The sequence below is a fragment of the Nocardia barduliensis genome (assembly GCF_013315795.1).
Taxonomy (GTDB): Bacteria; Actinomycetota; Actinomycetes; order Mycobacteriales; family Mycobacteriaceae; genus Nocardia; species Nocardia barduliensis.
Genome location: NZ_JABLTE010000043.1, coordinates 1 through 23,355, shown reverse-complemented (window position 1 = coordinate 23,355; position 23,355 = coordinate 1). Strand labels below are relative to the sequence as shown.

Sequence of the window (23,355 nt, the reverse complement as noted above, 5' to 3'; positions counted from 1 at the left end):
CCGCCGATCAGTGCGGAATGACGTCATGCCGGTCGGAAGGACGCGGCTGATCTCGCGAGCTATGCCCGCCGGTAGTCGGACGGAGTAGCGACGTTGCCCGACGCGGACGGCTCCGGTTCCCTGCTTTGTCCAACCCTGTCGGTGGAATCTCGCTCACGGTCGCTCACCGAGTCGCCACCGCGCACGAGATAGCGGTAGACCGTCAGACAGAGAATGAGCCACAGCGCCCCGAAGCACCAAGCGCCGAGAATGTCGGTGGTCCAGTGGACGCCGAGGTAGACGCGCGACACGCCGACCGCGAGGACGAACACCGCGGCGGCGATCGCGGCCCAGGCGCGCAGCAGGGGACCGTGCAGGCTGGGGAGCGCGACCACCAAGACGATGCCGACCACGACGAACGAGCCCATGCCGTGTCCCGAAGGATATGCCTGGTTGGACACGCTGATCAGGTGGTCCTCGACGGGCGGGCGGTCGCGGTCGGTCAGCCGCTTGCCGCCGCGGACCAGTAGTCCGCCGCCGAGCCCGGTGATCGCGACGAGCGCCGCCGAGGTCCAGCGCCGCCGCCAGGACAGCACGAGGCAGGTCGCGGTGGCAAGGGCCGTCATGGCGAGCGTGCCGCCCAGCACGCTGACCACCACGGCGATCGGGGTCAGCGCATCGTTGCGCTGCGCGATGGCCCATTCGGCGATGCCGCGATCGATCCCGCCGGGGCCGCCGTCGCCGACCACGCCCGCCGTGAGAACTGCGGCGCACACCACCAGCAACGCGGTGAGCACCCCGACGATATTCCGGATGCGTAGGGAGGTCACCCCTCCACGTTCCCACGTCGGACCCCGCTTGTGATCCGCGCCGCTTCCCACACCGGCGAGGTGACTCCGCCCCGGACCCGACCACCGCGATTCGTCGGCTAGTCGGCCGCGGCCGCACCGACCGATGGCGGCGGGGTGGCCAGGACGACATTTCGACCGCGGTGGACACGGCGGTGTGGGGCGCCGTCCTCGCGAGGGACCGGTGGGCGGCGCCGGAGACGTCAGAACTTGCTGTAGCCGCCGTCGATCAGCAGGGTGTCGCCGGTGTGGTAGACGCTGGTGGGGCTGGCGAGGTAGACGGCGACGGATTCGAAATCGCTCGGCAGGCCCCAGCGGCGAACCGGGATTCTCGGGTGGACGCGTTCGCGGAAACGGTCCCAGGCGAAGGCCCCCTCGGTCATCGGCGTCTCGACCCAGCCGGGCAGCACCGAGTTCGCGCGGATGCCGTGCTTGGCCAGTTCCACCGCGATCGAGTTGACCATGGCGATCAGCCCCGCCTTGCTGGCCGCGTAGGACTGCCCGCGCGGAACGCCTTGCTGGGCGGCGAGGCTCGCGGTGGCGACCAGACTGCCGCCCTCGCCCTGCGCGAGCATTACCTTCGCCGCTTCGCGCAGCGTCACGAACGCGGCGTCGAGGTTGAGGGAGGTGACCCGGCGGAATTCCGCGAGATCCGTCTCCACGAACGGGATGAAACCCTGATTGACGCCGGCGTTCACGAAGCAGGAGTCGACGCGGCCGAGTTCGGCGGTCGCGCGGCCGAAGGTGTCGATCACCTGCTGTTCCTCGCCCACGTCGCAGCTCAGCGCGAGCACGCGCCCGCCGAACGCGCGCAGTTCGGCGGCGGCGGCCTGGTTGCGCTCGGCGTTGCGGCCGACGACGCACAGATCGGCCCCGGCCTTCGCGAGCCCGCGGGCGAATCCGAGACCGATGCCGGAGTTGCCTCCGGTGACGACGGCGACGTGGCCGGTCAGGTCGAACAGCGAGCCCTCGGTCATGGTGCATCCCTTCGGTCGCGGGCGGCGTCGCCCGAATGAATGCGAGGATATCGCTCTCTATGTATCACTGTGCGCCTGAGGAGCCCCGTCGAGCAGGCGCTACGCTCGTCGCGTGCTGCTTTCCGATCGTGACATCCGCGCGGAGATCGCCGCTGGGCGTCTCGGCGTCGAGCCGCTGCTGGAGAACCTGATCCAGCCGTCGAGCATCGACGTGCGCCTGGACCGGATGTTCCGGGTGTTCAACAACACCCGCTACACCCACATCGATCCCGCGCAGCGGCAGGACGAACTCACCAGCCTGGTGGAGCCGACCGAGGGCGAGCCGTTCGTGCTGCACCCCGGCGAGTTCGTGCTCGGCTCCACCCTCGAGGTGTGCACGCTGCCGGACGACCTGGCCGGACGGTTGGAAGGCAAGTCCAGCCTGGGCCGCTTGGGCTTGCTGACCCACTCGACCGCGGGTTTCATCGATCCCGGTTTCAGCGGGCACATCACGCTGGAGCTGTCCAACGTGGCGAACCTGCCGATCACGCTGTGGCCCGGTATGAAGATCGGTCAGTTGTGCCTGCTCCGGCTGACCAGCCCGGCCGAGCATCCGTACGGCAGCGCCGTGGCGGGCTCGAAATACCAGGGCCAGCGCGGACCCACCCCCTCGCGGTCCTACCTCAACTTCCCGGTTCCGGCCGCGGTGATCGACGCCGCCGAATCACGCTGAGCCGAAACCGGGTCCGCCTCGTCGACTGTGGGGGAGAGGCGGACCCGGTCGGCGGCAGCGGGGAGCTGATCGCGGAGGTGATCAGTCCCCGCCGCCCGCTCCCACCGCGAGCGCCGTAGTGAGGATGACGGACAGCGGTGGAAGCGTGTCACCGCGGTTCGGCGGGCTGACCCAGAAGCACCCTTCCCGGGTCCAGCGGCCGAGACCGGTCGGCAACATCACGGCGCTGCCGACGGCGGGCAGGCCGATATCCAGCCGATTGAGCACCTCGAGCACCTGCGGTCCCGGTCGGCTGTCGGGCTCGGCGAGGAAACTCCATCGGATCTGCCTGGCCAACATGGGACCCCTCGTCCCCTGTTGTTCCAGTGCGACGCGGACCTTCTCGGCCCGCGCGGTCGGCAGGTGGACGACGCAGACGCGTCCGGTGACCGGGAGCATGGCGAAACCGCCACGCTCGGTGACCGGCAACCCGAACTCGTGTCGATAGAACGCCACCCAATCGTCTACGGTCCTGAGTTTCTCGACATTCACGGCGACTCCTTGCCTTCCGCTTCAATGTTCCCGGCCCGCCGCCGGATTCGGCACCGCCTGCCTGCCCGCCTTGCGCTGCCCTTCCGCTGCCTTTGATAGAAGCCGTAATTCAGTTGTGGCCGCGCTCACAAACCGCTCGTACTCTGGGAGGGAGTTCGTTCGGAAGGATGACACCGTGGTCAGGCATTGGTCAGGCAGAGAGGCCCGCGCCCTTCGCGATGCCAAGCGGATGAGCATCAGGGAATTCGCCGCCCATTTGGGCGTACACGAACGCTTGGTCTCGAAGTGGGAAGCCGGGGGCGTCCGGGTCCATCCACGGCCGATCAACCAAGCCGCCCTGGATACCTCGCTGGCCAGGTCCGACGATGTGGTGCGGGCACGGTTCGCGGCATTGATCGATCAGCCCTTGGTCGATCGAGCCGTCCCGCCGGAATTCGACGCGCGTACCGATGCCCCGGCGCGCGTTCATTATTCGAGCGACGCGGACCTTTTAGCTCTCATAGACGCCGGTGCGATGAGAGGTGTTGCGTTAGCGGCTATTTCGGAGAGGGATCTGATCATGGCGGCTGCCCACGAGGCCAGCGAGCACGCCGGCAAAGCCGAGAGCACCAATGTCGGCGCCAGCACGCTGGAACAGCTCGACGCGGATGTCACCCGCATCGCGAACGATTATGTGCACATTCCGCCCGTTCCGATGATGGTGGAGATGGTGCGGGTGCGCCGCCGGGTGTACCGGCTGCTGGAAGGCCATCAGCGGCCGGCCGATACCAGTCATCTGTATCTCCTGGCGGGCACGCTCTCGGGCCTGCTCGCCAACGCCAGCACCGATCTCGGCCACTACGACGCGGCGGGCGAGCAGATCCGCGCCGCGTGGGCCTACGCGGAATTGTGCGGGCACAACGGACTTCGCGCCTGGACGCGCGGCATGCACGCGCTGATCGAGTACTGGTCGCAGCGCCCGCGCCGAGCGGTCCAGCTCGCCCAGAGCGGTCAGGAGTTCGCCGAGTCCGCCACCGCGCACGTGCGACTGCTCAATATCGAGGCGCGAATCTGGTCGGCGCTGGGCAGCGCCGCGGACACCGACCGCTGCGTCCGGGCGGCCGACGACGCCCGCGAGATCGCCGCCAGCGACGCCCTGCACGACGAGGTGGGCGGCGTCTTCGGGTTCAACGACGCCAAGGCCAACTACTACGCGGGCGCCACCTACATCCATCTGGGTCAGGCCGAGCCCGCGCTCAGCGCCACGCAGCGGGCCATCGAGCTGTATTCGAGCGGGCCTTCCGAACAGCGCTCCTACGGCGCGGAAGCCCTGGCCAGGGTGGACTGCGCGGCCGCCCATCTGATCAACGGCAGCCTGGACGGCGCGGCCGAGGCGCTGCAACCGGTGCTCGGCCTCGACGAGGACAAGCGCATCGCGCAGCTCGAGGAGCGGCTGACCGGTGTGCGCAGGCGGATCGCGGCCCCGGCCTTCCGCGACGCGATCGAGGCCCGCAGGCTGGACGAGCGGATCGAGGAGTTCTGCGGCTCCACCGCGGCCAAGAGCATCCCGCCGGGCGGCTCGGCTGGTTGAGTGACGCGTCACATCCCGCTTCGCCGCGGCCACCGTCGTGGGCACGGACCTCGGTGGTGACCGCGGACAGGCGATTTATCGGGTTGCGACGGATGGCACCATGGGACGGGTGAGTCCTCATCATCCGCACCGCCCCCCGCGTGTTCTGGAGCAGTCCACGAAGCTGCAGAACGTCGTCTACGAGATCCGTGGACCGGTACACGCGCACGCGGCACGGCTGGAGGCCGAGGGCCACCGCATCCTCAAGCTCAATATCGGCAATCCCGCGCCGTTCGGGTTCGAGGCGCCGGACGTGATCATGCGCGACATCATCGCGGCGCTCCCGTACGCCCAGGGCTACTCCGAGTCCAAGGGCATCCTGTCGGCGCGGCGCGCGATCGTCACCCGCTACGAACTCGTGCCGGGCTTTCCCGAACTCGACGTGGACGGCGTGTACCTCGGCAACGGCGTCTCCGAGCTGATCACCATCACCATGCAGGCCCTGCTGGACAACGGCGACGAGGTGCTGATCCCGGCGCCGGACTACCCGCTGTGGACCGCGATGACCAGCCTGGCGGGCGGCACCCCCGTGCACTACCTGTGTGACGAGGCCAACGGCTGGCAGCCCGATATCGCCGACATCGAATCGAAGATCACCGACAAGACCAAAGCGCTGCTGGTGATCAACCCGAACAACCCCACCGGCGCGGTGTACTCCGCCGAAGTGCTCCAGCAGATCGCCGACCTCGCGCGCAAACATCAGCTGCTGCTGCTGGCCGACGAGATCTACGACAAGATCCTCTACGACGACGCCAAGCACATCTCGCTGGCCAGCGTGGCGCCCGACCTGCTGTGCCTGACCTTCAACGGCCTGTCCAAGGCCTACCGGGTCGCGGGCTACCGGTCGGGCTGGCTGGCGATCACCGGCCCCAAGGAGCACGCGGCCGGTTTTCTCGAGGGCATCGACCTGCTCGCCTCGTCGCGGTTGTGTCCGAATGTGCCCGCGCAGCACGCCATTCAGGTCGCACTCGGCGGGCATCAGAGCATCGAGGATCTGATCCTGCCCGGTGGCAGGCTGCTCGAACAGCGCGACGTCGCCTGGGAGCGGTTGAACATGATCCCCGGCGTGACGTGTGTGAAGCCGAAGGGCGCGCTGTACGCGTTCCCGAAGCTGGATCCGAACGTGTACGAGATCCACGACGACTCGAAGCTGATCCTGGATCTCCTGCTGCAGGAGAAGATCCTGATGGTGCAGGGCACCGGCTTCAATTGGCCGGATCACGACCATCTCCGGATCGTCACGCTGCCCTGGGCGCGGGATCTCGCGGTCGCCATCGAGCGCTTCGGCAACTTCCTCGCCAGCTATCGCCAGTAGTGGAAAGGCATCCAGCGGGCAATATAATCGCCCCGCTTCCGGCCCGGAAACAAACTCGGCGTACGGATATCTGTCAGGTTTGGCGACCAACTAGCGCAAAAGAAGTACTTTTGTGTACAGTGGTCCTCGGCACTTTGAGTGCCCGGCCGGATTGCCTACCCCCCCTGGGCACATCCGGCCTTGGGTTAGGCCGCCTACCCCCCTGGGCCGCCTGCCCTGCGGGCGGCGGAGACATCCCCCTGCTCTCCGCCGCCCCCTCCAAATCCCGTTTCTTGCGATCGGATCGCCCTGACCGTGTCTCCGCTGTGTTCGGTAGCCGTCCCGAGGGTCTTGAAAATGAAATCCTTTAGGCTCGCTCCCGGCGGAAACACATCTGACAGGTAGGAGCGCGGTGAGCGACCACCACCATCACCACGATCACTCGGGGCCGATCGCGATAGGCGCGACCGCGGCGCGAGTGGTCATCGGGATACTCGCCGTGATCGGGGTCGCCGTCGTCCTCGGCGCGATCGTGCTGTGGCCGAGCAAGCAGCACATCGATATCCCGCTGCCGATGCAGAACGCCGGCGGCGGGGCGGTGCAGACCGAGGCGGGCACCGTGGTGCTGCAGGATATCGGGCCGTGCGGCAGTCCGTCCCTCGGCAAGGTGTTCGTCGACAAGCCCGAACCGCCGCGCTCCAATGCCTACACCTGTCAGCGCAGCCTGATCGCGCTCGAGTCCGGGCCGCACAAAGGCAATCACACGCTGCTCGAGATCGCCCCCGGCCCAGGCCAACCCGATCTGCGTGCGGGCGACGAACTCCGGCTGGTGCGCCAGACCGATCCCAGCGGCACGCCGCTGTACTCGTTCGAGGACTACTCGCGTGGGCTGCCGCTGACGCTGATCGCCCTGGCCTTCGTGGTGGTGATCATCGTGGTCGCGCGCTGGCGTGGCGTTCGCGCGCTGCTGGGCCTGGTGTTCGCCTTCGCGGTCCTGGTGATGTTCATGCTGCCCGCTTTGCTGGACGGCAAACCCGCGATCCCGGTCGCATTGGTCGCGGGCTCCCTGATCCTCTACTCGGTGCTGTACCTGGCGCACGGGGTGAACCTGCGCACCAGTTCGGCGTTGCTCGGCACGCTGACCTCGATGCTGGTCGCCGCGGCACTGTCCTGGCTGGTGATCGAGATGACGAGCCTCACCGGGCTCTCCGAGGAACAGAACACGAACGTCGCCACCTACATCGAGCACGTCAGCATCACCGGCCTGTTGCTGGCCGGGTTCATCATCGGTTCGCTCGGCGTGCTCAACGACGTCACGATCACCCAGGCGTCGGCCGCGTTCGAGCTGGCCGCCCTCGACGAGTCGGCATCGCGGCGCGAGATTTTCGCCGCCGCCATGCGCGTGGGGCGCGACCACATCGCCAGCACCGTCTACACGCTGGTGCTCGCCTACGCCGGTGGCGCGCTGCCGCTGTTGCTGCTGTTCAGCGTGGCGGGGCGGTCGATCCGCGACGTGCTGACCGGTGATGCGGTGGCCATCGAGATCACCCGCTCGGCGGTCGGCGGTATCGCGCTGGCGCTCTCGGTGCCGTTGACCACCGGTATCGCGGTGCTGCTTGCCCGCCCGTTCAAGGCGCGGGAATCGAGCCCGACACCGCCCCCGCGCCGCGCCCGGCACGCCAGGGTGTGAGTGCGTTTTCGAGCAGAAATCGAATCCGCCACCGCGCCGAAGTCCGAGTCCGGGAGACGCTGCGGGCGTCTCGCGGGTTCAGCGTGGCGGGGGCGGAGGGAAGGGGAAGACCTCCGGCGGGATCGTGGGGACCACGATCGGAGGGAGGCCGGGCACCACAATAGTGTTCGGGCCGGGCGTGGGTGGCGGCTCGCTGGTGGTCGGCCGCCGGTTCGGCGGCGGTGCGGCGATCGACTCGTGCGCGGGCGACTCCGTCGTGGCGGGCGCTCCAGCGACCTGCGGATCCAGGCTGGTCGTGCGCGGTGTGGTGGTGGGCGATAACGACGGCGAACTCTCGCTGGTGTGCGAATCTCGTTCCAGCACCTGCGGGCCGTAGCCGAGGCCGAGCCCGATCGCGGCGACCACGGCCAGCGCGCTGACGGTCAGCACTGCGCCGCTGATCTCGCGTTTGCCGCGTTGCGCGGGCGCCGACAACCAAGCGGGTGACAGCTCGTCGTCCAGCGCGGCGCTCGCGGCCGGGGCCTCTTTGCGGACCGGTCTGGCCAGCAGGGCGGCGCCGCGCGCCATCACCGTCTCCGGGCTGTCCGGCACGATGACCGGCACGCCCATCCAGCGTTCGAGCACTTTGGCCACCAACGGGATCCGGGCGCAACCGCCGATGGCAAGCACGCCGTGCACCGGGCGGTCCGAGCGCACGATCACGTCGCGCGCCATCCGCGCGGACGACTCGATGGCCAGCATGATGAGCGATTCGAAGTTCTCCTGCGCCAGCAGGACCAACCCCTGCTCGCTTGGCAGCGCCACCGCCGTGTTGGTGGTCAACTGTTCCTTGGCCTCCCGGCACAGCGCGTCCAGGGCGGCCAGGCCCGCAGCGTTCGGGGGGTGCGCGATCCGGCCCGACGCGATCTGCTGCTCACGAATCAAGGAGTCGAGATAGTCGCCGCTGATATCGCTGGTGCGCTCGCTATGGCGGACTTCACGAGTCTGTGTGTCGACCACGCTCACCGTCAGGCCCGAGCTGCCGAGGTCATAGACGACCAGGGAGGAGATACCCCGGATATCGCCGGTGGCCTGCGCGAACTCCAGTGCGGCCGCGATCTCGGGCACGAGTTCGTAATTGGTCACCTGCTGGCGGGCCAGGGCCGCGCGGATGGCGCGAGCGTGCTGCTCACTGCGGTATGCGATCGCGGTAGCGCTGATTCCCGGCGTGGCCTCGAGAGTGACTCCGATGGCTTCGGCGGCCAGTTCTTCCACGCTCTGGTCGACGACCGGAATGGTCTGCAGATCGAAGGTACGGGGGGAGACATGCCCGTGGGGGTCAGCGGCGTGTGGTCGCGCCATACGGACAGCGCCGGCCCCCACCGAAACTCCCAGTACCGAACTCATCAGCTGCCCATCTCGTTTCATACTTCACGACATGCGAGCCTGCGCCGTCCGTCGGCGGAGACCCGCTGGACGGACCCTACCGCCGGCGATCAGCTGTGCTTAAGGCAGGACTGGTCGTCTGTCTGGCAGTAGCCCGCCTCGCCCCGCAACTCTACGGTGTGCCGAGTCCCGCGTACACCCATCCGGCTGCTCTCCAAGTGGCACGATTGAGACAGTTCCGGCCGTCGATGATCGAGCGGGAGCGCACCACGCGGTCCAGGTCCCGGGGCTGCAGCGCGGTGAATTCGTCCCACTCGGTGAGCACGAGCACCACGTCGGCGCGTTCGCACGCCTCGGCGACCGACGTCGCGTAATTCAGGGTGGGGAACACCCGGCGCGAATTCTCCAGCGCCTTGGGATCGTAGACGGTCACCACGGCCCCGTGCAGCTGGATCATGCCGGCCACGTTCAACGCGGGAGAGTCGCGCACGTCGTCGGATTCCGGTTTGAACGCCGCGCCGAGCACCGCGACGTTTGCGCCGAGCAGCGAGCCGCCGCAGGCGCGGGCGGCCATGTCCACCACCTTGGCCCGGCGGCGCATGTTGATGTTGTCCACCTCGCGCAGGAAGGCGACGGCGTGGTCGGCGCCGAGTTCGCCGGAGCGGGCCATGAACGCGCGGATGTCCTTGGGCAGACATCCACCGCCGAAACCCAGGCCCGCGTTGAGGAACCGACGGCCGATCCGCGCGTCGTAGCCGAGCGCGTCGGCCAGCATGGTCACATCCGCGCCGGTCGCCTCGCATACTTCCGACACCGCGTTGATGAACGAAATCTTGGTCGCCAGAAAGGCGTTGGCCGAGACTTTCACCAATTCCGCTGTGGCCAGGTCGGTCAGCAGGAACGGGACCTCGGCGGCGATGAGATCGGCGTAGATCTCGCGCACCAGATCCTCCACCCACCCGGCGGCCGCGCGCTCCCTATCGACACCGAGCACCAGCCGGTCCGGCCGCAAGGTGTCCTTGACCGCCCAGCCTTCCCGGAGGAACTCCGGATTCCACGCCACCTCGACGTCGGCGGAACTGAGTGCGCGAGCGCGGGTTCCGAGCGCGGCGGCCGTGCCGACCGGAACCGTGGACTTGCCGATGATCACCGAGGGACGTTCCAGCAGCGGGGCGAGCGTATCCACCACCGCGTGCACGTACTTCAGATCGGCGGCGTACTCGCCCTTCTTCTGCGGGGTGCCCACGCCGAGGAAATGCACGTCCGCGTGCGCGGCCGCCTCGGCGTAGGAGGTGGTGAACCGCAGCCGACCCGCGTCGAGGTTGCGACGCAGCACATCCTCCAGGCCCGGTTCGTAGAACGGCACGACTCCGTCGGACAGCTTCGCGACCTTGCCCGGGTCCACGTCCACTCCGATGACGTCGTGCCCGAGTTCGGCCATGCACGCCGCGTGCGTGGCCCCGAGATACCCGGTTCCGAAGACTGTGCATCGCATGATCGATTGGTAAGCCTCGCCGGTGGACACGCCACGTCAGCGAGGCAAGGGTCGGGGCAACAGCAGATGTACATGCGGCGACATCGCCGCCGCGCTCGTGCTGACCTGGGGGAATGCTTGCGGCGCCCGGCTAGCATCGGCGTGGTGCGACGTCATCGGTGGGCCGTGACCGCGCTCGGCGCCGGGCTGGCGGTCGTCGTCGCCACGATCGCGCTGTGGCCGGTCTACGTGCGTCCGCGGACCGAGCCGCCCGCGCGAGCGGACGCCGTCCTCGTCCTGGGCGGCGCGCACGACGGACGTGAGCAATTGGGCCTGCGGCTGGCACGCGAGGGTTACGCGCCCCGCGTGGTGTTCTCCAACCCCTATGAGAACAGCCCCATGCTGAACCGCATCTGTCACGGCGGCTACAGCTTCGAGGTCCTGTGCTTCGACCCGTCTCCGCGCACCACCCGCGGCGAGGGTCGAGAACTCGCCCGCCTCGCCCGCACCCACAATTGGCACCGAGTCATCGTCGTCACCTTCACCCCCCACATCTCCCGAGCCCGCTACATCCTGCAAAAGTGCTGGGACGGAGAACTCCTTTTCACCGACCCCGAACCCGACCTCTCCCTCCCCCGCTGGGCCTACGACTACGCCTACCAATCCGTGGGCTATGTGAAAGCCTTCTTCGAGGACTGCTGAGCAGTCCGCCCAATGTGTGCCGCGGGGTAACCGGGCCCGGCTGTCGGCATTCCGGTCGCAAGCGGCCAGGGATCTGCGGGCGCATGACGTCAGTTTGACTCGTTGAGAGAAGCGGCCGTACATTCTGTCTCGTGGTGGCGGGATGTTCGCCATGGAAGCAACGGTGCACACCCTCTGGGAGGGCAGATGGAATACGACTGGTCAGCGGGGGATCTGGCGTTCCGGGACGAGGTGCGTGAGTTCCTCGCCGCGAAACTGACGCCGGAATTGCGGCGGGCCGGGCGCTTGGCGACGAGCGTGTATCCCGACCACGAGGCGAGCATGCAGTGGCAGAAGATCCTGCACGAGCGCGGCTGGGCGGCGCCCGCCTGGCCGGTCGAGCACGGCGGATGCGACTGGAGCCTGACCCAGCACTACATCTTCCAGCGGGAATCCGCGCTGGCCTGCGCCCCCGCGCTGTCGCCGATGGGCATCAAGATGGTGGCGCCGGCGATCATCGCGTTCGGCACCGAGGAGCAGAAGGCGTTCTATCTGCCGCGCATCCTCACCGGCGAGGTGTTCTTCTGTCAGGGCTACTCCGAGCCGGAGGCCGGATCGGACCTGGCCGCGCTCACCATGGCCGCCGTCGACGACGGCGAGGACTTCGTGTGCACCGGCAGCAAGATCTGGACCACCCACGCCACCGAGGCGAATTGGATCTTCTGCCTCGTGCGCACCTCGCGCACGGGCAAGAAACAGCAGGGCATCACGTTCCTGCTGATCGACATGACCGCGCCGGGCATCGAGATCCGGCCACTGGTGATGACCTCGGGCGAGCAGGTGCAGAACCAGGTCTTCTTCGACAACGTGCGGGTGCCCAAGACCAACGTGCTCGGCCGGATCGATGACGGCTGGACCGTGGCGAAGTACCTGCTGGTGCACGAGCGGGGCGGGGCGGCCGCCCCGTGGCTGCAGGTCATGGCCAAGGACATCGCGACCGCCGCGGCGCAGCAGCCGGGACCGGACGGCAATCCGCTGATCGACGACCGCGCGTTCGCGGCGAAACTGGCGGACCTGCGGATTCGCACCGAGGTCCTGGAGATCCTGGAGTTCCGCACGATCTCCGCGATGGCGCAGGGCAAGAACCCCGGACCGGCCTCGTCCATGCTCAAGATCCTCGCGACCGAACTGAGCCAGCAGCTCACCGAACTGGCGCTGGAAGCGGCGGGTCCGCGCGGGCGGGTCTACCAGCCGCACGCCACGCTGCCGGGCGGGCCGATCGCCCAGTTCACGCCGCCCGCCGACGGGTACCACAGTGGCGCGGACTGGCAGGCCGTCGCTCCGCTGCGGTACTTCAACGACCGGGCGGGCTCGATCTACGCGGGCAGCAACGAGATTCAGCGAAACATCCTCGCCAAAGCAGCATTGGGGCTCTGATGGACTTCACGCTTACCGACGAGCAGGAAATGCTCCGCTCCGCGATCGCCGGCTACCTCGGCGCCCGCTACGACCTGGAGAAGAGCCGCGCCGCCGCGAAATCGGAGACCGGTTGGCAGCCCGCCGTCTGGCGCGGCTTCGCCGACGAACTCGGCATCCTCGGCGCGACCCTGCCCGAGCGGGTGGACGGCACCGGCGGCGGCCCGGTCGAGCTCATGGTGATCGCCGAGGAACTCGGCCGGGCGCTGGTGGTCGAGCCGTTCGTCGACACGGTCGTGGTCGGCGCCGGACTGCTCGAGCGTTCCGGTGGCGAACAGGCCGACGCCGTGCTGCGCCGGATCGTGTCCGGCGACGCGCGCATCGCGTTCGCCGCGCTCGAGCCGACCTCCGGGCACGCGCTGTACGACGTGTCGACCACCGCCCGCCGCGACGGCGACGGCTGGGTGCTCGACGGCGCCAAAACCGTGGTGACCGGCGCTCCGCTGGCCACCCACCTGCTGATCACCGCACGAACCTCCGGCGAACGGCGGGACAAGGCGGGCATCTCGCTGTTCCTGGTCGAATTCGACCCGAGCGAGCCCCCGCCGGGCGTCGAAGCGCATTCCTACCGCACCATCGACGACCGCACGGCGTCCGATCTCGCGTTCACCGGCCTGCGCCTGCCCGCCGACGCGCTAGTGGGCACGGAGTCCGACGGCTGGACCGTCATCGAGCCGACCATCGCCGAGGCGACCGCGGCGATCTGCGCCGAGGCGGTGGGCTGCATGCGGAAAGTGCTCGCCGACACCATCGACTACGCCAAGCAGCGCCAGCAGTTCGGTCAGCCGATCGGCAGCTTCCAGGTGTTGCAGCACCGCATGGTCGACATGTACATCGAACTCGAACAGGCCATCGCGGCCGTTCACCTGGTCGTCCATTCGCTGCGCTCCGCGGCCGAGGAGCGGGCGCGCGCCGTGTCGGCGGCGAAGGTCACCGTCGCCAGGGCGGCGCGGTTCATCGGGCAGAACGCCGTACAGCTGCACGGCGCGATGGGCATGACCGAAGAGCTGGCCATCGGCCACTACTTCAAGCGGCTCACCGTGATCGAGCACGAATTCGGCTCGACCGACGAGCATCTCGCCCGGTACGCGGCGCTCACCAGGCCGTGAAGCGGCCGGTCCGGCACCGCCGGTGCTCGCGCCCGCGTGCCGGGACCGCGCTCACCGCGCTGCGGATCGCGCTTCGCGCCGAGGCGGCCTGGTCGGCGAGCAGGCCGCCTGTCAGTCGTTGCCGCTTCCCATGCCTGTTTGAAGTCCCTGACGATGTCCGCGTGCTGGGTCGCCGGGGCCGCGGGCGTAGGTCTCCTGCACGACGTCCTCGGCATCGGCCACCGAACCGAGGAGCCGGTACGCGACATTGATCAGCTGGCGGCGCTCGCTCGTCACCGCGTTCGGACTCGGATCGAGACGACCGTCCGGCGGCCCCTTGTTCGGGTGGTCATGGTGTCGCGTCCTTCCCTTGTCGCATCCCGCTCCTCAGACCGACGAGGCAGCGCCTGGAAATGTGAGGCGGCGAACCGCCTCACATTTGTCCCGGTTGTGTCGTCGGGCTAGTGACACAGGGACCGCCGCCGGGGAGCCGGTTGCGGTCGGACTTCTCGAACGGAGACACGATGACCTCGAACGGAGACACGACGACTTCGAATGAAGCCCGGATCAGGGCGTTCTTGGCGAGCCGCACCGACGCCCAGCGGTCGAAGGACATCGATCGACTCATGGCGTGCTATTCCTCCGACATCGTCTATTACGATGCCGTCGCTCCTCTCCGGTTCACGGGAACCGAAGAAGTACGCCGCAACTTCCTGCGGTGGTTCGACGGCTACGACGGCCCCATCGGTCTGGAAACGCACGATCTGACCATCGTCACAAGTGAAGACGTCGCGTTCGCCAACATGCTTCATCTGGACTCGGGAAAGCACAAGGGCGGGATCGAGCTGTCGATCTGGGTGCGCGAGACTGTGTGCCTTCGACGGTCGAACGGCGAGTGGTCGATCACGCACGAACATATCTCTCTGCCGATCAACCCGGCGAATTTCCAAGTCTGGCTCGCGTCCGAGAAGGACGCTCCTGCACGGGGCGGGGGCAAAGTCGTGTTTCAGCTGGTCATCACCAACTTGCTCAGCCGCTTCGGCCCGCGTGCGCTGTGGCGTGCGGCCCGGGCACTCGGAAAACGATGAGAGCCCGGGTCCGAGGACCCGGGCTCTCATCGTCGTGTTCAGTTCTTCCGGCCCGGCGCCTTCGCACCGGACTTGAAGCCGAGACCGCCCGGCTTGGCGGCGGGCGGCGCGACATCGTGCCGACCATTGCCGTTCGCGCCGTTGGATTGCTCCGGCTCGGCCACGGCTTCGGGCTGCGCCTCTGAGGTCTCCGCGGCGGGAGCCGGGTCCGTCGCGGCCGGTTCGGCCGGAGCGGCCTTGCCGGGGGCCTTCGGGCCGGGCCGCTTGAAGCCGGACTTCATGGCCAGTCCCTTGGCGGGCACGGTCGGCTTCGTCTCGGTCGGCTTCGTCTCGGTCGGCTGAGCGTCAGCCGGTTCCGCAGCCGCCTGGACCGCAGGTGCTTCTTCGGCGGCCGGGGCCTTGGCGCCGGGCGCCTTGGCCGCGCCCTTCATGGCGAGACCACCGCCGGGCGCTTTGGCGCCACCCTTCATGCCGAGACCCTTGACCGGCTTGGCCGCGGGGGCTTCGGCTGCCGGAGCCTCCGCCGCGGATTCGGCGGCGGGCGCCGCGGCCGGAGCCTTGGCGCCGGGCGCCTTCGCCGCGCCCTTCATCCCCAGACCACCGGGAGCTTTCGCCGGACCCTTCATGGCGAGACCCTTGACCGGAGCGGCGGGCGCCGAGGTGGCCTCTGCTTCCGCCGGTTCCGCTGCCGGAGCCTTCGCGCCGGGGGCCTTGGCCGCGCCCTTCATTCCTAGACCACCGGGCGCCTTGGCCGGGCCCTTCATGGCCAGACCGCCGCCGCCGGGAGCTTTCGCCGGGCCCTTCATGGCCAGACCGCCGCCGGTCGGCGCGGCCTTGGCCGGTGCGAGAGCCTCGGCGGCAGGGGCGGGTTCGGGCTCCGGCTCGGGTTCCGCCACGGGCGCCTTCGGCTCCTGGATGACGGTCAGGTTCTCGGTCAGGACCGCGGGCTCGACGCGGTCGATGGCGTCCAGCATCAGCTGCGCGACGTCCACGACCTCGACGCCTTCGCCCTCACCCTTCTCTTGGCGCGCGGTGACGCCGTCGTTGAGCATCACGCGGCAGAACGGGCAGCCGGTCGCGATCTTCCCAGGAGCGGAGCCTGCGGAGCGACCGGAAGGCGCGGCGAGGGTGCTCAATCCCTCGTCCACCCGGTCGATGTTGATGCGCTTGCCGAGCTGCTCTTCCATCCACATCCGCGCGCCACCGGCGCCACAGCACATGGACCGCTCGCCGTGCCGCGGCATCTCGACCAGGTTCGAGCCGGCCGCGGCCATCAGCTCACGCGGCGCGTTGTAGATCTTGTTGTGCCTGCCCAGGTAGCAGGGGTCGTGGTAGGTGACGTTCTGCGACACCGAGGCCACCGGGATCAGCTGCTTCTGGCGCACCAGCCGGTTGAGCAACTGGGTGTGGTGCACGACCTCGTAGCTGCCGCCGACCTGCGGGTACTCGTTGTTCAACGCGTTGAAGCAGTGCGCACAGGTGACGACGATCTTCTTCTTGCGGTCCTCGACGCCTTCGAACACCGAGTTCAGCAGCTCGATGTTCTGCTGCGCCAACTGCTGGAACAGGAACTCGTTGCCCGCGCGGCGAGCGGAGTCACCGGTGCAGGTCTCCTCCGCGCCGAGCACCATGAACTTCACGCCCGCGGTGGCGAGCAGTTCGGCGACCGCCTTGGTGGTCTTCTTGGCGCGGTCCTCGTAGGCGCCCGCGCAGCCGACCCAGAACAGGTACTCGTAGCCGTCGAAGCTGTCGGCGTCCCGACCGAAGACCGGGATCTGGAAATCGAGCTCGTTGATCCAGTTGAGCCGGTCCTTGGCGTTCTGGCCCCAGGGGTTGCCCTTGTTCTCCAGGTTCTTGAACAGGCCGGCGAGCTCGGAGGGGAACTCCGACTCGATCAGCACCTGGTAGCGGCGCATGTCGATGATGTGGTCGACGTGCTCGATGTCCACCGGGCACTGCTCGACGCACGCGCCACAGGTGGTGCAGCTCCACAGCACCTCGGGATCGATGATGCCGTTGACCTCGGCGCCGCCGACCAGCGGCCGCTCGGCCTCTGCTTTGGCGGACTCGGCGATCTTGGCCAGCGCGGCCTCGTTCGGGTTGCCCTCGGCGTCGACCAAGCCGACCTCGTCGCCGCCCATGTCCTTGCGGCCGCCGGCCAGCAGGTAGGGGGCCTTGGCGTAGCCGTGGTCGCGCAGCGACATGATCAGCAGCTTCGGTGACAGCGGCTTACCGGTGTTCCAGGCGGGGCACTGCGACTGGCAGCGACCGCACTCGGTGCAGGTGGTGAAGTCCAGCCAGCCCTTCCAGGTGAAGTCCTCGATCCGGCCCGCACCGAAGGTGTCGGTGTCCGGGTCGGCGGTCTCCATGTCGACCGGCTTGCCCTTCGACATCATCGGCCGGGCCGCGCCCAGCGCGACGCCGCCGTCTTCCTCACGCTTGAAGTAGATGTTCGGGAACGCCGAGAAGCGGTGCCAGGCCACGCCCCAGGTGACGTTGCGGCCGACGAAGTACAGGAACGCCATGCCGGACATGAGCTTCACGAAGGCGAACAGCGCGACCATCGTGGTGTTGGCGGGCAGTAGCTTGGCGATCTGCATGGTGAAGAAGTCGGTGGCCGGGTTCGCGTGGCCGTAGGCGGCGATCTTGCCCGCCTTCACGAAGATCATGCCGAGGCCCTCGAGCAGCACGATCGCCTCGATGACGTAGGCGGGCGCGAACTTGGAGCCGCTGAACCGGGACAGCCGCTCCGGCAACCGCGGATGGTTCAGCTGCCGCAGGACGATCAGCGCGAGGATGCCGACCACGGTGCCGATGCCCAGGATCTCGTCCCACAGGTGGTAGATCGCCGTGTCGCCGATCAGCGGCCAGTGGAACGCCGGATCGAACGTCTGCCCGTATGCCTCGAACCACAGCATGGCGCCGCCGAGGAAGCCGATCATCACCAGCCAGTGCGCCCAGCCGACGGTGCGGAATTTGTTCATGCGCGTGTGCGCGAGGAACTCCACGAGCATCTGCTTGAAGCGCGGGAAGAAGGGCCGCCAGCGGTCCGGCGCGGGCTGTCCGATCATGATGGCGCGCGCGATATTGCGGACGCCGCCGATGAACGACGCCCAACACAGAAGGCTGAGCGCCGCCCCAATCGTGCCCAGCGTCACTGTCAGGGCATTCATGTCGCGACCTTTCTTTAGAGGCACCCCGGGCGCGGCTGCTTCCGCTACCGCCTCGGTTCGCTCGTATCCTAACTGCAGGTAAGTTACCCGCCAGTAACAACCATGTCCATCGTACGATCAGCTTTTGGGCTATAGCCCCATATGCTGGGGCTTGACCCTCTATTTACCTGTGATCAATCTCACAGTAATTCGCACTGATCCCGCTGGTGGGTGGCCGATCACCACCGTAAACGTCCAAGCATTCCGTCCAGTCGGTAAGGATCGGCTTAGTCCCCATGGCTGATAAGGGATCTCGCTTAAAACGCGGCGTTCTATTAGGCTCACGACGTTCTGATGACTGCGACCGTCTTCACACTGCTCGGGGAGGATCCGGTGCCGACCACCCGGATTTGCTGGATAGAGCTCTCGCGTGCTGAAGACCAGCGGTTACGTACGACCTGATGATGGATTGGAAACTGAATGAAATTCCGCAGAACCACCGCGGCGGCCGCGATGGTCATCAGTGCGATGACCATCGGATCGGCGACCGCCCACGCCGACGCCGAACCGGCCGCCGACCCCATCCGGTACTCGGTCAAGCTGGTGGAGAAGACCGTCGTGACGACGCTCAAGGGGGGCACGTTCGAACTGGCGAAGTCCTCCGAGGACGTCAAGGAAGACGACGTCTACAAGATCAAGGACTCGCAGGGCAACGAGGTGCTCACGTTGCCGATCGCCTTCAAGGTCGCCGACACCGTTGTCCCGGTGAAGCCGGTCGTGAAGGAAGACAGCACCGTTTTGGAGCTGACTCCTGAGCAGGACGCCGTCCCGGCCGACAAGAAGACCGAGGCGAAGGCCAACACGGTGGTTCTCAAGTCGGTCGCGTCGCCGATCGAGAACCAGCGCGCGCAGAACGAGTTCGCCAGCCAGTTCGGCATCGCGACCGCTGTCGGTGGTTTCCTCGGCACTGCTGTCGGCGTTATCGCCGGCGGCTTGATCGGGACGGCGGTGGGCCTCGTCGAGTGCCTCACCATCGTCGGGTGCATCGCTGCGATCCCGACGATCGTCGCGTTCGCCGGTATCGGTGGCATCCTCGGCACCATCGCGGTGGGCGGTCCGGCTCTCGCGATCGCCGGAATGGACCTGCTGAACACGCTGCAGGCGCCGGATGGCACCACGAAGTGGGCTGACAAGCCGAAGTAAGCCTTCGGCCCGGCCCTTCTCGTCAGATCATCGGCGGCCCGCTCTCCTCGGAGGGCGGGCCGCTGGTCGTTCACCCGGCCAGATCCAGCAGGCCGCGCACGACGACCTCGCCCAGTTCCTCGCCCAGCCTGCCGAACGAGCGCTCCACCATCTCGAACGTCCCGTCCTCGCGGACGACCAGCACCGTGCTGGCTCTGGTGCCGTGCACGGTGTGCGCGACGAACCTCGCCGAGAGCGCCCGCTCCATCTCGTGCGGAACCCCGGTCCGCGGCAACAGCTCGTCGGGGGCTTCGGTGCGGTCGGCCAGCACGTCGAAATAGCGGTCCACCGCGCCGGGCTCGGTCCGCACGACCTCCCGCAGCTCCGTCACCCCGGCCCGCACTTTGGGCCAGATGGGCTGTGGCGCGGTCAGATTCGCTTCGCCCAGGGTCGGACCCGCGGACGTGACGAACGTGCCGTTGGAGAGGCCGTGGAAGCCCGGAGTCAACTCGCGTGGTTCGGCGGCGCTGCGATTGGAATGCCACCACAGCGTGCGCAGGTCGGAGACCACCAAGTTGTAGCCGTTGTAATCGTCGGGCGCGGCGGCGACGTCGAGGACGTACTTCTCCGGCCCGGGGAACTCGCCTGCCGGACCGCGATCGGAGGCCCCGCGCAGGAAGTTCATCAGCAGCGCGCCACGGGAGCGGGCGTCAGCGCGTTGATCGGCGGGATTGCGCACATTCGTGACCGCGGCGAAGCGATTGTCGCCGTGCGGGTGGGTACCCAGCCCCAGCCAGGTGCCGGGTGGCTCGCCCGCGGCACGGCCGACGGCCCCGGTATCGCGTCCGGCGAGCAGACCGGGCGCCTCCGGCCACCAGCGCATCGACTCGGTCGGCCGGGTGTAGAACTCTTCCCGGTTGGCCGCCACGATCAACCGGTACTCCGGATGCGCGCGCCAGCCGATCAACACCAAACACATGCCGACCAGCATGCCGGACCGGTACCGCCATGCATGCGGGGTTTCCCGCGCAGGGGGCCGCGTAAGGGCAGTGGAAAGCCCCTGAGACGGCGAAAAGGCCGACAGCGCAATGGCTGTCGGCCTTCTCGCGGTCCTGCGTCAGTTGGTGCGCACGCGCAGCCCCGGGTTGTCGGAGAGCACCACGTGCACCGGCTGCGCGAACAGCTGCGGCACATTACCGGTCAGGGCGCCGATCAGATTCGGGATCTCGCAGATCGGGTAGTCCGCCACCGACGACGCGCTGGAGATGCCGAGCGCCAGGCGGCCGGTGACGATCGGGCCGCCGCTGTCGCCGGGCAGCGCGCAGATGTTGGCCGAGAAGCTCTGAGTGAGCTCCCGGTCGCCGACCTGCACGGTCTGGTCGACGGCGTTGACCACGCCGCAACTGAAGCCGGTGCGCGCACCGGACTTGCACACCGGAGCGCCGACGACCGGAGTCGCCACGCCGTCGACCGCGATCGGAGCCGCGCCGGGCGCCCGCACGCCGTTGTTGGCGAAGCGGTCCTTGACCTGGTCGTTGACCCGGATGATCGAGTAGTCCTGCTCGCCGAGCACCGACTTCTGGAAGACGCCGAGCTGCGCGCCGAGGCGCTCGCCGTTCATCTCGTAGACGCCCGCGGCGTTGCCGCTGCCCGCGGACGGGATGTCGGGGTTGCAGTGGCCCGCGGTGATGTTCACCGTGTTGCCGTTGCGGTCGGTGCCGTTGAAGCCGAGCGAGCAGCGCAGCGAGCTGCGTCCCGCGACCGAGGCGTAGCCGTCGCCGCCCGCGAGGGGGCCGCGCGCCTCACCGGCGATCTCACCGGCCTGCAGGGTGCCCTGCTCGCCCGCCACCGGCGGGGCCATCACGATGACACGCGCCGGGTCGATGAAGTTCGGCATCGGCAGGCCCGCCTGGTCGACGCGCACCGCGATCGCGTTGTTCACGGTGTCCACCACCGCGCCGCGCACCAGCGAGCGCACCGCCTCGGGCTGGCCCTCCAGCCACCGCTCGAACGCGCTCTTCTCGCCACGCAGGGCCGCTTCGCTCTTGGCGACGTTGCGGACCTCGAAACCGGCCGACTCGGCGGACTTCTTCGCCTCGTCGGCGCCGGGGCCCTGGGCCAGCGCTACGACCGCCTTGCCCGCGTCGTCCAGCCAGGAGCCGGCGAACACGGACGGGTACTGCCGCTGAGCGGTGGTGGCGAACGCGGCCACCTGCTGCGCCAGCTCCGCGCGGTGCAGGTACTCGGCCGGGGAGATCTTCAGATCGCGGGTCACCGCGGCGACCAGTTCGGCGGGGAGGCCGGGAGCCTGGTCGGGTTCCGCCGTCGCCACTGCCGCCGTGGGCCCGAACAGCAGTATCGCCGCCGAGGCGGCGATCACTGTTTTTCGGATTCCGGTCTGTCGCGCAGCTGATCGGGGAGGACCTATACGTGGCAGGAGCATGAGCAGACTATATGGGGTTTGGCGCGGTATGCCTACTCAACTTGTGGTTCTCGACTCCCGCATAGCCGCACGACCGAGGATATGTGGATTGCCACATGTTTCGGGTTCGCGCTCAGCCCACGTTGGACCGGGTGCGCACGGCGATTCCGCTGCCGATCCCGCCGCCGGAGGAGGCGTCGACATCGGCCAGGATCGCCCGGATCGGGATGCCGAGCGAAGCGGTGCCGCCGTACTGCGCGAGGGCGATGTTGGCCTCGTTGCAGTTCGGCGCGTCCGCGGCGTTGGAACCGCTGGTGATGCCGAGCGCCAGCGTGCCGGACACGATCGCGCCGCCGCTGTCACCGCCGAGCGTGCAGGCCGAGCTGGCGAACCCGCGCACGGTCTTGCTCTCGCCCGCGGCGGTGTAGAGCTGGGTCTCCACCCGATCGGCCACGACGAAGCCGCAGGTGAAGGTGGACGACTGGCCGGACTTGCACACCGGGGCGCCGGTGATCGGGTCGGCGGTGCCGGTGATCGCCAGGGTGGTGCCGTTGGCGCCGCGCACCGAGGGCTGGTCCATGCCCGCCCGCACCGCGCGCTCGTTCAGCTTGATCACCGAGTAGTCCAGCGCGGACTGCCCGCCCAGCGAGGCGCGCACGAAGGTGCCCAACTCGGGGCTGGCCGGGATGTCCCGGACGTTGGGCAGGTAGACGGCGGCCTCCTGGTTGCCCTTGCCCAGATTCGGATCGCAGTGGCCCGCACTGATGTTCAGCGCGTTGCCGGACGCGTCGATGCTGTTGAACCCGAACGAGCACACGTCGACCGCGCGCAGCGACGAGTCGGCGAGCGGACCGGGAGCGCTGATGTAGGTGTCACCGCCCATCGGCCTGCGCTCGACCGGGCCGCCGCCGTTCGGCGACAGGATGACCTTGATGTTCGCCAGCAGGGTCGGCAGGTTGAGCATGTGGCCCGCGGGGGTGTTGGCGACGCTGAGCACCAGCTGGCTGTTCAGGAAGTCGATGGCCACGGAGTTGATCGCCTGCGAGATCTCCCGCGGCAGACCGGTGACCCACTGGTTGAGCTGCACCAGCGAGCCCTCCAGGCTGTCGGCCGACACCGGGGCGAGCCTGGTCTGGTAACCGTCGGCCGCGGCGATCTTGGCCGCGTCCAGCGAGGTGACCGCGACGACGGGCTTGCCGTCGGCGCCGATCCAGGCGCCCGCGTAGGAATCCGGCCGCTCCGAACGGAAGTCGCGCGCGTAGTCGCGCAGCTGCTGGGCCCGCGCGGCGCGGTCGAGGTATTCGGTCGGGGTCATCTTCAGATCCCGCGCGATGGCCTGCACCAGTTCCGGTGGCAGGTTGTCCGCGGCGAGTTGCGCGGGCGCGTCGGGAACCGCGGCGGCGGTCGTCGTGCCGAACAAGGGAGCCAGGAGAACGGTCGAAGCGATGGCGACAGCCTTGACCGCGGCGCGACGCGCCACCAACTTGCGCATGAAGTCCCTTCGTCGGCACGCACGTGCCAGCTAAATCCGTGGCAACGGGCAGAATCCGTTGGCACACAGTCTTCGTCCAGCAACAGACCGGTGCGGGAATTCATCCGACAACACGGTCAGCGCCAACACTCTAAGCCACAAACCCGGGAAGGACGCTACTAATCACCGACTACCCGGTATTCCCATTCCGGGGATGGTGGGGATCTGCGGTAGTTGCGGGAACGGGTACCCGGTGGTCGTGGTGCTGCGCACCGTCGAAGAACGGGTGGTGGTCGGCGGCGTCGTCGTGGTTGGC

The 23,355-nt window shown here is 68.3% G+C and carries 20 protein-coding genes; 9 read left to right on the top strand and 11 right to left on the bottom strand.

Features of this window, described 5'->3' with window-relative positions:
* Nucleotides 1–59 precede the first annotated feature (59 nt).
* The gene (locus tag HOV91_RS19725) at nt 60–809 is read right to left on the bottom strand and encodes a phosphatase PAP2 family protein (RefSeq protein WP_174186873.1); all 750 of its coding nucleotides are present in this window, start codon (nt 807–809) and stop codon (nt 60–62) included.
* Nucleotides 810–1,030: 221 nt separating this feature from the next.
* A complete protein-coding gene (locus HOV91_RS19720; protein ID WP_174186872.1) occupies nt 1,031–1,804 on the bottom strand; it encodes an SDR family NAD(P)-dependent oxidoreductase in 774 nt (257 codons plus the stop codon).
* A 112-nt stretch (nt 1,805–1,916) separates the two neighbouring features.
* On the opposite strand from HOV91_RS19720, the gene dcd reads away from it, so the two are divergent.
* The gene (gene dcd, locus HOV91_RS19715; RefSeq protein WP_174186871.1) at nt 1,917–2,516 is read left to right on the top strand and encodes a dCTP deaminase; all 600 of its coding nucleotides are present in this window, start codon (nt 1,917–1,919) and stop codon (nt 2,514–2,516) included.
* Nucleotides 2,517–2,597: 81 nt separating this feature from the next.
* Here dcd and HOV91_RS19710 read toward each other — a convergent pair whose 3' ends face one another.
* Complete coding sequence (locus HOV91_RS19710) at nt 2,598–3,047, bottom strand: hypothetical protein (RefSeq protein ID WP_043734071.1); 450 nt, start codon at nt 3,045–3,047, stop codon at nt 2,598–2,600.
* Nucleotides 3,048–3,276: 229 nt separating this feature from the next.
* On the opposite strand from HOV91_RS19710, the gene HOV91_RS19705 reads away from it, so the two are divergent.
* The 3 genes from HOV91_RS19705 (at nt 3,277) to HOV91_RS19695 (ending at nt 7,640) form a co-directional block, all read left to right on the top strand.
* Nucleotides 3,277–4,617, top strand: coding sequence for an NsdA family TPR-like regulatory protein (locus tag HOV91_RS19705; RefSeq protein ID WP_174186870.1), 1,341 nt, complete (start codon nt 3,277–3,279; stop codon nt 4,615–4,617).
* 100 nt (nt 4,618–4,717) lie between these two features.
* Complete coding sequence (locus tag HOV91_RS19700) at nt 4,718–5,971, top strand: pyridoxal phosphate-dependent aminotransferase (RefSeq protein ID WP_174186869.1); 1,254 nt, start codon at nt 4,718–4,720, stop codon at nt 5,969–5,971.
* A 391-nt stretch (nt 5,972–6,362) separates the two neighbouring features.
* On the top strand, nt 6,363–7,640 hold the full coding sequence (locus HOV91_RS19695; RefSeq protein ID WP_174186868.1) for a YibE/F family protein: 1,278 nt from the start codon (nt 6,363–6,365) through the stop codon (nt 7,638–7,640).
* A 78-nt stretch (nt 7,641–7,718) separates the two neighbouring features.
* Here HOV91_RS19695 and HOV91_RS19690 read toward each other — a convergent pair whose 3' ends face one another.
* Both HOV91_RS19690 and HOV91_RS19685 read right to left on the bottom strand, forming a co-directional pair.
* The gene (locus HOV91_RS19690; protein ID WP_246350424.1) at nt 7,719–9,026 is read right to left on the bottom strand and encodes a DUF7159 family protein; all 1,308 of its coding nucleotides are present in this window, start codon (nt 9,024–9,026) and stop codon (nt 7,719–7,721) included.
* 151 nt (nt 9,027–9,177) lie between these two features.
* Complete coding sequence (locus HOV91_RS19685) at nt 9,178–10,500, bottom strand: UDP-glucose dehydrogenase family protein (RefSeq protein WP_174186867.1); 1,323 nt, start codon at nt 10,498–10,500, stop codon at nt 9,178–9,180.
* Nucleotides 10,501–10,644: 144 nt separating this feature from the next.
* Here HOV91_RS19685 and HOV91_RS19680 point away from each other — a divergent pair, with 144 nt between their 5' ends.
* From HOV91_RS19680 to HOV91_RS19670, 3 genes are all read left to right on the top strand, one after another.
* Nucleotides 10,645–11,181 (top strand): YdcF family protein, encoded by a 537-nt coding sequence (locus HOV91_RS19680; RefSeq protein ID WP_312884708.1) that lies wholly within the window; start codon nt 10,645–10,647, stop codon nt 11,179–11,181.
* A gap of 186 nt (nt 11,182–11,367) precedes the next feature.
* Nucleotides 11,368–12,597, top strand: a complete 1,230-nt coding sequence (locus HOV91_RS19675) for an acyl-CoA dehydrogenase family protein (RefSeq protein WP_174186865.1) — start codon at nt 11,368–11,370, stop codon at nt 12,595–12,597.
* Nucleotides 12,597–13,745, top strand: coding sequence for an acyl-CoA dehydrogenase family protein (locus tag HOV91_RS19670; RefSeq protein ID WP_174186864.1), 1,149 nt, complete (start codon nt 12,597–12,599; stop codon nt 13,743–13,745). Before HOV91_RS19675 ends, HOV91_RS19670 begins: the two co-directional genes overlap by 1 nt.
* Nucleotides 13,746–13,856: 111 nt before the next feature.
* Here the strand turns inward: HOV91_RS19670 and HOV91_RS39950 are convergent, their stop codons facing one another.
* Entirely contained in the window at nt 13,857–14,021 is a 165-nt protein-coding gene (locus tag HOV91_RS39950) for a sigma factor (protein WP_312884707.1), read from the bottom strand.
* Between the two features lie 227 nt (nt 14,022–14,248).
* Between HOV91_RS39950 and HOV91_RS19660 the strand changes: the two genes are divergently transcribed.
* Nucleotides 14,249–14,812 carry a YybH family protein gene (locus tag HOV91_RS19660; RefSeq protein WP_174186863.1) on the top strand — a complete coding sequence of 188 codons (564 nt, stop codon included), beginning with the start codon at nt 14,249–14,251 and terminating at the stop codon, nt 14,810–14,812.
* A 38-nt stretch (nt 14,813–14,850) separates the two neighbouring features.
* Here HOV91_RS19660 and HOV91_RS19655 read toward each other — a convergent pair whose 3' ends face one another.
* Nucleotides 14,851–17,985 (bottom strand): (Fe-S)-binding protein, encoded by a 3,135-nt coding sequence (locus HOV91_RS19655; protein WP_174186862.1) that lies wholly within the window; start codon nt 17,983–17,985, stop codon nt 14,851–14,853.
* 320 nt (nt 17,986–18,305) lie between these two features.
* A complete protein-coding gene (locus HOV91_RS39945; RefSeq protein ID WP_246350447.1) occupies nt 18,306–18,596 on the bottom strand; it encodes a hypothetical protein in 291 nt (96 codons plus the stop codon).
* On the opposite strand from HOV91_RS39945, the gene HOV91_RS19650 reads away from it, so the two are divergent.
* Nucleotides 18,583–19,167 carry a DUF8020 domain-containing protein gene (locus tag HOV91_RS19650; RefSeq protein ID WP_312884706.1) on the top strand — a complete coding sequence of 195 codons (585 nt, stop codon included), beginning with the start codon at nt 18,583–18,585 and terminating at the stop codon, nt 19,165–19,167. The genes HOV91_RS39945 and HOV91_RS19650 overlap by 14 nt on opposite strands.
* Before the next feature lie 70 nt (nt 19,168–19,237).
* Here HOV91_RS19650 and HOV91_RS19645 read toward each other — a convergent pair whose 3' ends face one another.
* The 3 genes from HOV91_RS19645 to HOV91_RS19635 all read right to left on the bottom strand — a co-directional run bounded on the left by HOV91_RS19645 (nt 19,238) and on the right by HOV91_RS19635 (nt 23,060).
* The gene (locus HOV91_RS19645) at nt 19,238–20,125 is read right to left on the bottom strand and encodes an NRDE family protein (protein WP_174186860.1); all 888 of its coding nucleotides are present in this window, start codon (nt 20,123–20,125) and stop codon (nt 19,238–19,240) included.
* 138 nt (nt 20,126–20,263) lie between these two features.
* Entirely contained in the window at nt 20,264–21,526 is a 1,263-nt protein-coding gene (locus tag HOV91_RS19640; protein WP_312884705.1) for a S1 family peptidase, read from the bottom strand.
* Between the two features lie 175 nt (nt 21,527–21,701).
* Entirely contained in the window at nt 21,702–23,060 is a 1,359-nt protein-coding gene (locus tag HOV91_RS19635) for a S1 family peptidase (RefSeq protein ID WP_174186858.1), read from the bottom strand.
* Nucleotides 23,061–23,355: the final 295 nt, after the last annotated feature.

Coding starts and splice junctions, on each gene's coding strand:
- HOV91_RS19700 (WP_174186869.1), top strand. CDS start 4,718: ATGGGACGGGTGAGTCCTCATCATCCGCACCGCCCCCCGCGTGTTCTG.
- HOV91_RS19705 (WP_174186870.1), top strand. CDS start 3,277: ATGAGCATCAGGGAATTCGCCGCCCATTTGGGCGTACACGAACGCTTG.
- HOV91_RS19645 (WP_174186860.1), bottom strand. CDS start 20,125: ATGTGTTTGGTGTTGATCGGCTGGCGCGCGCATCCGGAGTACCGGTTG.
- HOV91_RS19675 (WP_174186865.1), top strand. CDS start 11,368: ATGGAATACGACTGGTCAGCGGGGGATCTGGCGTTCCGGGACGAGGTG.
- HOV91_RS19690 (WP_246350424.1), bottom strand. CDS start 9,026: ATGAGTTCGGTACTGGGAGTTTCGGTGGGGGCCGGCGCTGTCCGTATG.
- HOV91_RS19720 (WP_174186872.1), bottom strand. CDS start 1,804: ATGACCGAGGGCTCGCTGTTCGACCTGACCGGCCACGTCGCCGTCGTC.
- HOV91_RS19635 (WP_174186858.1), bottom strand. CDS start 23,060: ATGCGCAAGTTGGTGGCGCGTCGCGCCGCGGTCAAGGCTGTCGCCATC.
- HOV91_RS19655 (WP_174186862.1), bottom strand. CDS start 17,985: ATGAATGCCCTGACAGTGACGCTGGGCACGATTGGGGCGGCGCTCAGC.
- HOV91_RS19660 (WP_174186863.1), top strand. CDS start 14,249: ATGACCTCGAACGGAGACACGACGACTTCGAATGAAGCCCGGATCAGG.
- HOV91_RS19670 (WP_174186864.1), top strand. CDS start 12,597: ATGGACTTCACGCTTACCGACGAGCAGGAAATGCTCCGCTCCGCGATC.
- HOV91_RS19685 (WP_174186867.1), bottom strand. CDS start 10,500: ATGCGATGCACAGTCTTCGGAACCGGGTATCTCGGGGCCACGCACGCG.